Source organism: Sphingomonas sp. S2M10, assembly GCF_012650175.1.
In the GTDB taxonomy this organism is placed as follows: Bacteria; Pseudomonadota; Alphaproteobacteria; order Sphingomonadales; family Sphingomonadaceae; genus Sphingomonas.
Window position 1 is genome coordinate 1 of record NZ_JAAILI010000031.1, and the last position, 12,155, is coordinate 12,155.

Sequence of the window (12,155 nt, forward strand, 5' to 3'; positions counted from 1 at the left end):
CCCGCTGCTCCACCACCATACGAACCGCCCGCTCGCGGACTTCAGGTGAAAATTTGTTGGTTGTCTTGCTCATAACGGATGCTCCTTCTCACAAGTTGGAGCCTCCTGGAAACCCGGGGCGCTTCAGTTCGGGAATGGCATCGTACCGGTCGCACACGTCCTGTGGTGGATCGACGTCGCCATGTCGCTCGCCTGTGGCGTCCTGATCCCGTACATGATGTTCACCCGTCACGAGCACAGCCTGGACGGCATGACCGCGGTATGGCTGCTGCCGGTCGTCGCTGCCGAAGTGGCGGGCGCCAGCGGCGGGCTGCTCGCGCCGCATCTGACCGATCCTCACGCGCAGCTAGTCACGCTTGCGACCTCCTATGTGCTGTGGGCCTATTCGGTGCCGGTCGCGTTCGGCATCCTCGCCATCCTCATCCTGCGCATGGCGCTCCACAAGCTGCCGCATGAGAGCATGGCGGCGTCCTCCTGGCTGGCGCTGGGACCGATCGGCACGGGTGCTCTGGGCATGCTGGTGCTCGGGGCGGACGCGCCGGCGATCCTCGCGGCGCACGGGCTGGCCGGTGTCGGTACCGTCGCGGAAGGGATCGGCGTTGTGGCCGGACTCTGCCTGTGGGGCTTCGGCCTGTGGTGGCTGGCGCTCGCGACGCTTATCACCATCCGCTACTGGCGCGCCGGCGTCCCGTTCAACCTGGGCTGGTGGGGCTATACCTTTCCGCTCGGCGTCTACACCGTCGCCACCTTCCGCCTAGGCACGACGCTGAACCTCGGTTTCTTCGGTTTCGTCGGCACGGTGCTGACGGTTGCGCTTGCGGCGATGTGGCTGCTCGTCGGCGCCAAGACGCTGGCCGGCGCATGGCGCGGCAACCTGTTCGTCTCACCCTGCATCGCCACCCCGAACTGATCCGCCATGATGATCGGATCAGTCGGTCCGATCACTTGCGAAACGCCCCTTCGATCCGCCAGCGTGGCTGGCCACAGGAGAGCCTTGTCATGTACAATTTCGACGCCGGACTGGCGAGTGAGACCAGCCGTCGCCGCTTTCTCAGGCATGCCGCGCTCGGTACCGCCGGCCTTGCCGCCGCGCCGGCACTGGCGCAGCAGCTCGTCGACCTGAAGCTGCCTGGCGGCAATGCCGAACGGCCGATGACCAGCGCCTTTCCCGGCAAGGGCAGCATGATCCTCCAGCGTGTCCATCCGCCCTTGCTGGAAACGCCGATGGACGTGTTCGACAAGTCGGTGTTCACGCCCAACGACCAGTTCTTCGTCCGCTGGCACTGGGCCGACATCCCGACCTCGATCGATGTCGAGACTTTCCGCCTCAACGTCTTCGGCCACGTCAACCGACCGCTGTCGATCAGCCTCGCCCAGCTGCTGCGCCTGCCGCGGGTCGAGATGGCGGCGGTCAACCAATGCTCGGGAAACAGCCGTGGGCTGTTCCAGCCACGTGTTGCCGGCGCGCAATGGGGCAACGGCGCGATGGGCAATGCCAAATGGCTCGGTGTGCGCCTGCGCGACGTGCTCGACCTCGCCGGGGTCAAGACAGGCGCGGTGCAGGTGCGCTTCGGTGCGCTCGATCAACCGGTCGTGGCGGGCGCCCCTGACTTTGAGAAGGCGCTCGACATCGACCATGCCCGCGACGGCGAAGTGATGATCGCCTTCGGCATGAACGGCGAGCAGCTGCCGCTCCTCAATGGCTTTCCCTGCCGGCTGATCGTGCCGGGCTGGTACTCGACCTATTGGGTCAAGATGCTGAACTCGATCGAGGTACTGCCCGGCCCCGACGACCAGTATTGGATGGCCAAGGCCTACAAGATCCCCGCGACGCCGGGCGCGAATGTCGCGCCCGGCGCCAGAGACTTCCCGACTGTCCCCATCAACCGCATGATCCCGCGCAGCTGGATGACCAGCCTGCCCGATGGCCAGACGATAGCCTATGAGGCATCGATCCCGGTCGGCGGCATCGCGATGGGCGGCGACTGCGGCGTCGCCAAGGTCGATGTGTCGTCGGACGGAGGCCGCACCTGGTACAGGACGACGCTCGGAGCGGACGAGGGCAGGTACAGCTTCCGTCGGTGGGATGGTCGCGTGCCGCTGCGACGCGGTGCCAACCCGATCATGGTGCGCTGCTGGAACACCAACGGTGTCGCCCAGCCGATGAAGCCGATCTGGAACCCGGGCGGGTTCATGCGCGGCAATATCGAGACCACCACCATCATCGCGGCCTGAGGAGCGAGTAGCATGAAGACCCCGTCTCCCGGCATCATGGCTGCTGGCCTGATCGGCCTGACCGGCATTATCCTCGTCTCGATCGGGGCGCCGAGCAGCCGCAAGGCGCCTGCCCCGATCTCCGAGACATCCGAGCCGGCACCGCCCACCAGCGTCTCAGCCCGCGGCTTTTCGCTCGCCTCGACCAGCGTCGACCTGCCGGTCGATGACGCTACCTACCCCGATGGTCCGCACGCCGACGTCATCAACGCCAACTGCACTTCGTGCCACTCGGCCAGCATGGCGCTAACTCAGCCTGCGCTATCGGTGGATCAGTGGAAGGCGACCGTCACCAAGATGCGTGAGGTGTACAAGGCGCCGGTGGCCGAAAAGGACGTCGACGCGATCGTTGCTTATCTCATCGCTATGCCGAGCCAGAAAGCGGCACCCGCAACCGGCAAGGCACAGGATCCCGACCCCAAGGTGGCTCCTGATGTCTCAGGTGGAACCGGATAAGCAAACCTCTCGCATAACCTAAAAAGGCGATTTCGACAGACGATCGGCAGCCTTCAGTAGGACTTTTTCAACAGCCACGGACGGTTTTGACACCGACTTGCTGTTTACTGGCCTATAGGCTAGGGGGGTATCCTATGTCACATTTGTCTCAAACCAATGTCGATCTGGTCGCCCGCGTTCGTCGCATCGCCGGACAAGTCGGCGCGGTCGAGCGAGCACTTCAATCGGACTCGTCGTGTTCCGACGTGCTCCATCTGGTTGCCGCCGTGCGCGGGGCGGTGAATGGCCTCATGGACGAGATTATCGCCGAACACCTCGAAGCGCATGTGTCGCGGCCCGGCCTCGATGATGCCGAGCGGGCGGCAGGTGCCGAAGAACTGCTGGCGGTGATCCGCCGCTACGCCAAATAGGACGCTTTTCATGGCGGCTTTGCCCGAAATCGACGCCTTCACGCACGACCATGTATTCCTGGGCGCGGCGCACGACGACAATGCCCGCCGGACCCTGTGGGTCGTGGCGCTTACCGCCGGGATGATGGTGGTGGAGATCATCGCCGGTTATCTGACCGGCTCGATGGCGCTGCTCGCCGATGGCTTTCACATGGCGACACACGCGGGCGCGCTCGGGGTCGCCGCGGCCGCTTACGCCTATGCCAAGCGCCATGCCTCCAGCCGGGCCTATAGCTTCGGCACGGGCAAGGTCGGCGACCTGGCCGGGTTCGCGTCGGCGATGGTGCTGGGCCTGATCGCGCTCGGGATCGGTGTCGAGTCCATCCTTCGCCTGTTTCAGCCGATCACGGTCGCATTCGGGGAAGCGACGCTCATCGCGGTGGTCGGTCTGGGCGTGAACATCGCCTGCGCCTTCCTGCTCTCGGGCGGGCACCATCACGGGCACGACCATCATCACGGGCATGACCACCATCACGGGCACGGGCATGCGCACGGCGCGCATGGCGGTGACAACAACATGCGCTCCGCCTATGTCCATGTCCTGGCCGACGCGCTCACCTCGGTTCTCGCCATCGCCGCGCTGCTGGCGGGCCGCTATCTCGGCTGGGTGTGGATGGATCCGGTGATGGGCATCGTCGGTGCGATCGTCATCGCGCGCTGGTCATGGACGCTGATGCGCGACACGGCGTCCGTGTTGCTCGATGCGACCGATCATCATGTAGAGGAGGAAGTGCGCGAGTTGGTCGAGGCGCCAGGCGACGCGCGTATCACCGATCTTCATGTCTGGCGCGTCGGTCCGGAAGCCCACGCCGCGATCGTCAGCGTCGTAGGCGGGCAGGGCGTGACCGGCGACGATATCCGCGCCCGCCTCGCACCGGTTCATGAAATCGCGCACCTGACCGTCGAGTGCCGCTAGCCCTCGAAGGCGGTCAGGATCGGGCATGGTCCCTCCGCTCCTGACCCGCATTCATGTGCGAGCCGGCGAAGCGAGGCGCGCACCCGCTCAAGCTCCTCGATCTTCGCATCCAGTTCGGCAATGCGCTCGCCCGCGAGCTGGCGCGCGCGGGCGCGATCGTCGGTCGCATCCAGCGCCAGAAGCTCACCGATCTGCTCGAGCGTGAAACCGGCTGCCTGCGCCGAGCGGATGAAGCGAAGGCGGCGGGCGTCATCGGTGCCGTAGCGCCGGATGCCGCCTCCGGCGCCAGCCCCGGTCGGCCGGTCTGGCTCGTCCAGCAAACCGCGACGCTGATAGTAGCGCACCGTTTCGACGCCGACGCCGCCCTCGCGCGCGAGCGCCGCGATCGTCATGCCGGTCATGCCTTGACTCCGTACTATGGTACGGACCCTATATAGGCGGGGCGAGGATATTGGAGAAGCGGCATGGCGAGCGCCCCCGCCAAACAGGCGACGATCTACCGGATGGTGATGCCGGAACATACCTGCCCTTTCGGGCTGAAGGCGAAGGATCTTCTGCGCCGGGAAGGCTATGCGGTCGATGACCATTGGCTGATGACGCGGGAAGAAACCGACGCTTTCAAGGCGAAGCACGGCGTCAAGACGACCCCGCAGATCTTTATCGCCGGGGAGCGGGTCGGCGGCTATGACGATCTGCGCCGCTTCTTCGGCAAGATGGTCCGCGACCCCAAGGCCGTCACCTATCGCCCGGTGATTGCCGTGTTCGCGATGACGGCGCTGATGGCGCTCGCCGCCAGCTATGCGGTACTCGGCACGCCCTTCACGGTGCGGGCGGGTGAATGGTTCATCGCGTTCTCGATGTGCGCTCTGGCGATGCTCAAGCTCCAGAACGTCGAGAGCTTCTCGAGCATGTTCCTCAACTACGATCTGCTCGCGAAGCGCTGGGTGCCCTATTCCTATGTCTATCCCTACGCGGAAGGAGCGGCGGGCGTCCTGATGGCAGCCGGCGCGTTGACCTGGCTGTCGGTGCCCGTCGCGCTCGTTATCGGTACGATCGGCGCGGTGTCGGTGTTCAAGGCCGTCTACATCGACAAGCGTGAGCTGAAATGCGCGTGCGTGGGCGGGGACAGCAACGTGCCGCTCGGCTTCATCTCGCTCACCGAAAACCTGATGATGGTCGCGATGGCGCTGTGGATGATCGCTGCGCCGCCCGTGCTGGCGATGGCGCACTGACGCGAAGGTCGGCACGCGTCGTCAATGCGGGCTGATCGCCGTAACTTCTGCCGTCATACCCTTCGCCTTGGCGGTGAATGCGACCCGCTGCCCCGACCGCAGTCCCTTGAGCAGGGTCGGGGGGGATGCCCGGAAGGTCATCGTCATTGCGGGCCAGCCGATCGTCGGGATCGGGCCGTGCTTGATGGTTACGGTTCCACCTTTCGCGTCGACGGCAGTGATCGTCCCCGATCCGCTGCCGGATTTTACAGCCGATGCAGCCGGCCTGCTGCCTTGAGCAAGAGCGCTCGCTGCGATCGGCGTGACTAGTAGCATGAATGCGGCGCGCATGGAGAAAGTGGCTTTCATCAGATCTTCCTTTCGGGGCGGGTTGAAGCTCGCCGCCGCAAGAGCAAGTAGGCGGCTGGCAGGATGAACATGGAGAGGAAAGGGGCGGTCAGCATTCCACCGATCATCGGCGCGGCGATCCGGCTCATCACCTCCGATCCGGCGCCATGCCCGATCAGCACGGGGAACAGCCCGGCGACGATGACAGCGACGGTCATCGCCTTGGGACGTACCCGCAACAGCGCGCCCTCCCTGATCGCTTCCGATACTTGCTCGCCCGACGGTGACGGCCCGCGCTCGGCCAATGCGTGTTTCAGGTAGATCAGCATGACGACGCCGAACTCCGCCGACACGCCGGCGAGCGCGATGAACCCGACACCTGTGGCGACCGATTGCGCATAGCCGAGCAGCCATAATGTCCAGATGCCGCCGGTCAGCGCGAAGGGCAGTGTGCCCATGATAAGCGCCGCCTCGTCGAGGCGACCGAAGGTAAGGTAGAGGAGAAGGAAGATGATCGCGAGTGTCGCCGGCACGACGAGCATCAACCGAGCCTCGGCACGCTGCAGATACTCGAATTGTCCGGAATAGGCGATCGAGACGCCGGGGCTGAGCCGAACATCTTTGCCAACAGCACGGCGCAGATCGGCGACCGTGGAGGCCAGGTCGCGCCCGCGCACGTCGACATAGACCCATGTCGAGAGTCGACCATTTTCCGTCTTGAGCATCGGTGGACCTTCCGCGATCGACACGGATGCGACGGTGCCGAGTGTGATCTGCTGACCCGATGCGGTGACGATTGGGAGAGTTCGCAGTCCCTCCAGACTGTCACGCAGCTCGCGGGGGTAGCGGACGCTGATCGGGTAGCGGGCAAGGCCCTCCACCGTCTGGCCGATCGTCTCGCCGCCGATCGCGCCGGACACAATCTCCTGCACATCGGCGATGTTGAGACCGTAGCGCCCCGCGGTCACCCGATCGATATCGACATCGACATAGCGGCCTCCGGTCAACCGTTCTGCCAATGCCGAGCTGACGCCCGGCACGGTCCTGGCGACACGTTCGATGCTGCCGGCGATGCGGTCCAGCTCGGAGAGGTTGGACCCCGACACTTTCACCCCGATGGGACTCTTGATGCCGGTCGCGAGCATATCGATCCGATTGCGGATCGGAGGCACCCATACGTTCGTGAGGCCGGGCACGCGCACTGTGCGGTCCAGCTCCTCCACCAGCTTTGCCGGCGTCATCCCCGCGCGCCATTGATCGCGCGGCTTGAATTGGATGGTCGTCTCGAACATCTCGAGCGGTGCCGGGTCGGTCGCGGTCTCGGCGCGCCCGGCTTTGCCGAACACGGTTTTGACCTCGGGAACGGTTTTTATCAGCCGGTCTGTGCGCTGGAGCAGGGCCGAGGCGCTCGCGGCCGAAAGGCCGGGAAGCGCGGACGGCATGTAGAGCAGATCGCCCTCATCCATCGTCGGGATGAACTCGCCACCCAATCGGGTCAGCGGCCATGCCGTCGTCGCCAGTACCAGGGCGGCGATGCCGATCGCCGCCCAAGGCCGCGCCAACACGCGGTCGAGCGCCGGGCGATAGGCACGGGTGAGCACGCGGTTGATAATGTTGTCGTTCTCGGCCGGAATGCGTCCCCGGATCAGCCATCCCATCAGGACCGGCACGAGCGTTACCGACAGGATCGCCGCTGCCGCCATCGCATAGCTCTTGGTGAAGGCGAGCGGGGCGAACAGCCGTCCCTCCTGCGCTTCGAGCGTGAACACCGGCACGAACGACAGCGTGATGATGACGAGGCTGAAGAACAGCGCCGGCCCGACCTCGGCCGCGGCCTCGGTGATGACGCGCCAGCGTTCCTCGCCCGCCAGCGCCACGCCCGGATGGTCGTGTTCCCATCGCTCGATCCGCTTGTGCGCGTTCTCGATCATCACGATCGCGGCATCGACCATCGCGCCGATCGCGATGGCGATACCGCCCAAAGACATGATGTTGGCGTTCACCCCCTGCACACGCATGACGAGCAAGGCCGCGAGCACCCCCAGAGGCAAGGTGACGATCGCGACCAGCGCAGACCGGACATGCCACAGAAACAACCCGCAGATGATCGCGACGACGACGAACTCCTCGATCAGCTTGCCCGTCAAATTCTCCACCGCGCGGTCGATCAATTGCGAGCGGTCATAGGTGGTGACGATCTCGACGCCGGGGGGAAGGCTCGCTTTCAGTTCCGCGAGCTTGGCCTTGACGGCTTCGATCGTCTGCCGTGCATTCTTGCCCTGACGCAGGATGACGACTCCGCCCGCGACCTCGCCTTCGCCGTTCAGCTCGGCGATGCCGCGGCGCATCTCGGGGCCGATCTGGATCGACGCGACGTCGCCCAAGGTAACGGGGACGCCGGCACCGGCGACCTTGAGCGGGATCGCGCGGAAATCGTCGACGGTGCGCAAGTAACCTGACGCGCGCACCATATATTCGGCTTCGCCCAGCTCGAGGACGGACCCGCCGGCCTCCTGATTGGCGCGGCGAATGGCATCGACGGCCTGAGTGTGCGTGACACCGAATGCGGCGAGCCGCGTCGGGTCGAGCAGCACCTGATATTGCTTCACCATTCCGCCGATGCTCGCCACCTCCGCAACGCCGGGCAGCGTTTTCAGTTCATAACGTAGGAACCAGTCCTGCAAGGATCGGAGCTGCGACAGGTCACGGCGGCCGGTGCGGTCCAACAGCGTGTATTCATAGACCCAGCCGACCCCCGTCGCATCAGGACCCAGCGCGGCCTGCGCGCCTTGGGGAAGCCGTCCCTGCACCTGGCTCAGATACTCCAGCACGCGTGAGCGCGCCCAATAGAGGTCGGTCCCATCCTCGAAGAGGACATAGACGTAGCTGTCGCCGAAGAACGAATAGCCGCGCACGGTTTTCGCGCCAGGCACGGACAGCATCGTCGTGGTGAGCGGATACGTCACCTGGTTCTCGACGATCTGCGGGGCTTGGCCCGGCCAGCTCGTGCGGATGATGACCTGCGTGTCGGACAGGTCGGGGAGCGCATCGACGGGGGTGGCACGCATTGCGAACACCCCGGCCATGGCGAGCGCGATGGCCGCCAGGACGACGAGGAAGCGGTTCGCGACCGACCAGCGGATGATCGCGGCAATCATCGCCCAGCCTCGCGCGTCATGCGGCGCAGCGTTGGACCATCGGCGGGTTGATCAAAGCCGAACCGCACCCGCTCACCCTTGCGATACCCACGCACCAACGCGGGATCGGCGACGCGGAACGTCATTGTCATGGCCGGCCAGCCGATCGCCGGAACGGGCTGATGGGACAGGGTGACGGAACTGCGATCGATCGCCTCGATGCTGCCGACCGTCTCGTAGATCGACGCGGTGGGTTTCACGGCCGGCTTTGTTGCGGGTGACGCTTCGACACCAATCGGACGCGCATCGAGGCCAGCGAGGCTCGCTTCGGAGTCGATCAGGAACTGGCCCGACGCGACAACCTTCTCACCCTCGGTCAGGCCGGCGACTATCTCGGTTTTGCCGCCGCCTTCTGCGCCAGTGCGAACCTCGGCGGGTCGAAAGCGTCCACCCGGCCCTGCCAACATGACGAGTGTGCGCCGGCCGGTCCGGATCACGGCCTCACTCGGAACAAGGAGTGCATCGCGGCTCCCCTGGTCGAGCGCCACGCTGGCGAACATACCGGGGCGCAACCGGCCGGCACGGTTGGGGAGCTCGACGCGGATTGTGAGCGTGCGGCTCGCTGCCTCGGCCTGGGGCAGGATCGCAGCGATGCGGCCCCTGAAGCTTTCGCCCGGGAAAGCCGCCAGCGTGGCGATGACGGGCGTGCCGATCCGCAGGTTTCCTGCGAGGGCCTCAGGGACAGCCGCGTTCAGCCACACGGTGGCGAGGCCGTTCACCTCCGCCAGTGTCTGTCCTTGCGCGACCGTCATCCCCTGTCGGACGCCGAGCGTCTTGATGACGCCCCCCACGGGCGTGCTGATCGTCGTCACACCTTGCGGTCGGCCGCGCCACTCCGCCGATGCAATCGATCCGGCGGGCATCCCGAGAAGCAACAGGCGCTCTCGTGCCGCCCGCGTGAGCCCGGCATCCCCGGTGCGGCGCACGGCGAGATACTCCGCCTGCGCGCCCGCCCATTCGGGCACAAGGATATCGGCGAGCGGGGCGCCTGCCGGCACGACATCGCCTGGCGCGCGCGCATAGACGCGCTGAACGAAGCCGCCGCTGCGTGCCTGCACGACCGCAACGTTGCGGTCATTGAACTCGATGCTGCCGGTTGCCGAGGCCGAGTTTGACAACGATCCGCGTTCGACCGTGACGATCCGCGCGCCGAGCCGCTGGAGGCTGGCCGGATCGATCGCTACGCCCGGTGCGGCGCTACCGCCTGCGCCCTCGTCGGCATAGCGGGGGATCAGTTTCATCCCCATCGACGAGAGACCCGGGCCGTCGTGCCGCTCCCCCGGGATCATCGGATCATACCAGTAGAGGATCTTCTTCTGCGGGGCTGGGGATGCCGTTTGATCGGCAGCCGAGGACGTGCCAAGTTTCGCGAGCCCGAAGCCCACGCCCCCTGCGACCAGCACCAGCGCGCTTACCGCGGTGACAAGGCGGGCGCGGGTAATGGTAGTGTCGCTCATCGATCGGCGCTCCCGAAGGTAATGGTGAGGCGGACAGAGTCTGCGGCGACGAGCGCCTCACGGTCGAGCACGGTCAGCTCGGCGTCGGCGAGCGCGGTCTTGGCTTCGATGGCATCCGCAAGACTCGCGCGACCGGCAGAGTAGCTCGCTATCTCCAGATCGGCTCGCTTCCGAGCGAGCGGAAGGAGCACGTCGCGCGCGCGCTGCCATTGGCTGTGATGCATTTGGTGGTCCGCCAGCGCGGCCTCCAGATCGGCTGCCAATGTGCGCCGGGTTTCTTCGCGCGCGGCCTCGGCCTGCGCCTGTGCGGATTTGCGGGCTTCGATGCGCGGGTTCTGACGCGATCGAGCGAACAGCGGCAGGCTCATCGAAACTCCCGCCGACACCATGTCGCCATACCGGGGGTCACGGCGTTGATAAGCTACCTCTACCCCCCAATCGGGTCGCTTCTCCGCTCGCGCCGCATCCACGTCGGCCTGGGCGCGCTGAATACCGGCCTCGGCGAGAACCATGTCGGAGTGAAGGCTGAGCGCGTCCCGCAGCCGCGCCGGAGCCAGATCGATCGCGGGCATATCGCCGGCAATCTCGGGCGCCGATACGCCGGTCCAGCGAGCCAGCATCGCGCGGGCGCGCGCAACGGCGGCCATCAACTCGTCGCGGCGGTCGTCGAGTGCCGCGATCTCCTGATCGGTCGTCAGTGTCTGACCAGGGCGGACCGAACCGGTCGTCACGGCGGCCCGCGCAGCGGAAGGGAGAGATCGAAGGAATAGCAGAACGGTGTCGAGGGCAGCTAGTCGACGCTCGGCATAAGCAAGGTCGATCCATGCCTGCCCCGCTCCCAATCGCACCTCCCGGAGCTTGGTCGCTTGCGATGCTTCTGCCGTTGCGATCACGGCGCGTGCCTGCGCTTGCGCGGCATGACGCTTGGCAAGGTTGGGTAGGTCCTGTTGGAAACCGACACGCCCCATCGTCATGTCGTCTCTGGATAGGGAGAAGGCGGGTGGCCCAGAGACAGGATAATTCTCGATTCCGATCGACACACGGGGGTCCGGAAGGCTTCCCGCCGCACGTGCATCGGCTTGGGCGGCGCTGACCCCCGCGCGACCGGCAACCGCTCCCGGGGCGTTGGCAACCGCATCGCGCAGCGCTTGGTCATAGGTAAGTGTCTGCGCGTGCGCGGCGCTCGTCGTGAGCGCGGCGACCGCGAGCATCATGGATGCGCGCATCCCTCTAGTCCCTTCATGTCATAATGATGGCCGGGCTCCAAATGGTTGATCGGAGCCCGGCACCTGTTCAGGCTCGCCAGCTTAAGTTGACTGGCCGCCCTTCATTGACATGCAGGCGTCGCGACCGCGTTCCATCATCGGGCACACGCAGGCGCTCGACTGGGGAACGTCCGTAACCCATACGCGACGTGGGGCTTGAAGCGGCGCCCGCGGGCCCGGCTGGTAATTGGAACGCCACTCCCAATGACCATTGCTTTTATTTTCAGATGTGGCCGCCGTCGCTGCCGACGCGGCGAGGCTAGCGGCAAATACCGCCAAGATGAACGTTTTCATGTCACTTTCCAATTTGATCGAGATTTAAAATCGGCAGAGCCGCAACCGGCGAACGGCTGCAGCCTGACACGGCTTGACTCGATCAAACGGTAGGCGGTTCGGGCTCGGGAGCGACGTTGAGGCCGGCAAGTGCCCGGCTGGCAGGCCAGATAACGATTTGAGATGCGATCGAGCGCTTCAGCACTCTTGCCGGCTCCTCAAACGTCATGGGAACAACGCATCCCATTTGGGCGATACACGCCAGCGTCAGTCCTTTGCATGGGTGTTCCGATGACGGATCCGGGGTCG

At 65.6% G+C, this 12,155-nt stretch carries 11 protein-coding genes; 6 read left to right on the forward strand and 5 right to left on the reverse strand.

The window, feature by feature from the left end; all coding sequences use genetic code 11:
• Nucleotides 1–139: 139 nt before the first annotated feature.
• From S2M10_RS08070 to dmeF, 5 genes are all read left to right on the forward strand, one after another.
• The gene (locus S2M10_RS08070) at nt 140–910 is read left to right on the forward strand and encodes a hypothetical protein (RefSeq protein WP_348770551.1); all 771 of its coding nucleotides are present in this window, start codon (nt 140–142) and stop codon (nt 908–910) included.
• 89 nt (nt 911–999) lie between these two features.
• Nucleotides 1,000–2,235 carry a molybdopterin-dependent oxidoreductase gene (locus S2M10_RS08075; RefSeq protein ID WP_125960889.1) on the forward strand — a complete coding sequence of 412 codons (1,236 nt, stop codon included), beginning with the start codon at nt 1,000–1,002 and terminating at the stop codon, nt 2,233–2,235.
• Nucleotides 2,236–2,247: 12 nt separating this feature from the next.
• A complete protein-coding gene (locus tag S2M10_RS08080; protein ID WP_125960890.1) occupies nt 2,248–2,730 on the forward strand; it encodes a hypothetical protein in 483 nt (160 codons plus the stop codon).
• 134 nt (nt 2,731–2,864) lie between these two features.
• Complete coding sequence (locus tag S2M10_RS08085; protein ID WP_081609170.1) at nt 2,865–3,140, forward strand: metal/formaldehyde-sensitive transcriptional repressor; 276 nt, start codon at nt 2,865–2,867, stop codon at nt 3,138–3,140.
• Nucleotides 3,141–3,150: 10 nt separating this feature from the next.
• Nucleotides 3,151–4,095 (forward strand): CDF family Co(II)/Ni(II) efflux transporter DmeF, encoded by a 945-nt coding sequence (gene dmeF, locus S2M10_RS08090; RefSeq protein WP_017980771.1) that lies wholly within the window; start codon nt 3,151–3,153, stop codon nt 4,093–4,095.
• Here the strand turns inward: dmeF and S2M10_RS08095 are convergent.
• On the reverse strand, nt 4,092–4,496 hold the full coding sequence (locus S2M10_RS08095; protein ID WP_017980772.1) for a MerR family DNA-binding protein: 405 nt from the start codon (nt 4,494–4,496) through the stop codon (nt 4,092–4,094). The genes dmeF and S2M10_RS08095 overlap by 4 nt on opposite strands.
• A gap of 63 nt (nt 4,497–4,559) precedes the next feature.
• Between S2M10_RS08095 and S2M10_RS08100 the strand changes: the two genes are divergently transcribed.
• Nucleotides 4,560–5,327 carry a glutaredoxin family protein gene (locus S2M10_RS08100; RefSeq protein ID WP_017980773.1) on the forward strand — a complete coding sequence of 256 codons (768 nt, stop codon included), beginning with the start codon at nt 4,560–4,562 and terminating at the stop codon, nt 5,325–5,327.
• A 21-nt stretch (nt 5,328–5,348) separates the two neighbouring features.
• Here the strand turns inward: S2M10_RS08100 and S2M10_RS08105 are convergent, their stop codons facing one another.
• Genes S2M10_RS08105 through S2M10_RS08120 form a run of 4 tightly spaced genes read right to left on the reverse strand, consistent with a single transcriptional unit; the run spans nt 5,349 to nt 11,522 of the window.
• Nucleotides 5,349–5,675 carry a copper-binding protein gene (locus tag S2M10_RS08105; RefSeq protein ID WP_017980774.1) on the reverse strand — a complete coding sequence of 109 codons (327 nt, stop codon included), beginning with the start codon at nt 5,673–5,675 and terminating at the stop codon, nt 5,349–5,351.
• Nucleotides 5,675–8,812, reverse strand: coding sequence for an efflux RND transporter permease subunit (locus S2M10_RS08110; RefSeq protein WP_018251208.1), 3,138 nt, complete (start codon nt 8,810–8,812; stop codon nt 5,675–5,677). Before S2M10_RS08110 ends, S2M10_RS08105 begins: the two co-directional genes overlap by 1 nt.
• The gene (locus tag S2M10_RS08115; protein WP_061780583.1) at nt 8,809–10,308 is read right to left on the reverse strand and encodes an efflux RND transporter periplasmic adaptor subunit; all 1,500 of its coding nucleotides are present in this window, start codon (nt 10,306–10,308) and stop codon (nt 8,809–8,811) included. The genes S2M10_RS08110 and S2M10_RS08115 overlap by 4 nt, the downstream gene beginning before the upstream one ends.
• Nucleotides 10,305–11,522 (reverse strand): TolC family protein, encoded by a 1,218-nt coding sequence (locus S2M10_RS08120; protein WP_018251210.1) that lies wholly within the window; start codon nt 11,520–11,522, stop codon nt 10,305–10,307. The genes S2M10_RS08115 and S2M10_RS08120 overlap by 4 nt, the downstream gene beginning before the upstream one ends.
• Between the last annotated feature and the right edge of the window lie 633 nt (nt 11,523–12,155).

Coding starts and splice junctions, on each gene's coding strand:
- S2M10_RS08115 (WP_061780583.1), bottom strand. CDS start 10,308: ATGAGCGACACTACCATTACCCGCGCCCGCCTTGTCACCGCGGTAAGC.
- S2M10_RS08100 (WP_017980773.1), top strand. CDS start 4,560: ATGGCGAGCGCCCCCGCCAAACAGGCGACGATCTACCGGATGGTGATG.
- S2M10_RS08075 (WP_125960889.1), top strand. CDS start 1,000: ATGTACAATTTCGACGCCGGACTGGCGAGTGAGACCAGCCGTCGCCGC.
- S2M10_RS08120 (WP_018251210.1), bottom strand. CDS start 11,522: ATGATGCTCGCGGTCGCCGCGCTCACGACGAGCGCCGCGCACGCGCAG.
- S2M10_RS08105 (WP_017980774.1), bottom strand. CDS start 5,675: ATGAAAGCCACTTTCTCCATGCGCGCCGCATTCATGCTACTAGTCACG.
- S2M10_RS08085 (WP_081609170.1), top strand. CDS start 2,865: ATGTCACATTTGTCTCAAACCAATGTCGATCTGGTCGCCCGCGTTCGT.
- S2M10_RS08110 (WP_018251208.1), bottom strand. CDS start 8,812: ATGATTGCCGCGATCATCCGCTGGTCGGTCGCGAACCGCTTCCTCGTC.
- S2M10_RS08080 (WP_125960890.1), top strand. CDS start 2,248: ATGAAGACCCCGTCTCCCGGCATCATGGCTGCTGGCCTGATCGGCCTG.
- dmeF (WP_017980771.1), top strand. CDS start 3,151: ATGGCGGCTTTGCCCGAAATCGACGCCTTCACGCACGACCATGTATTC.
- S2M10_RS08095 (WP_017980772.1), bottom strand. CDS start 4,496: ATGACCGGCATGACGATCGCGGCGCTCGCGCGCGAGGGCGGCGTCGGC.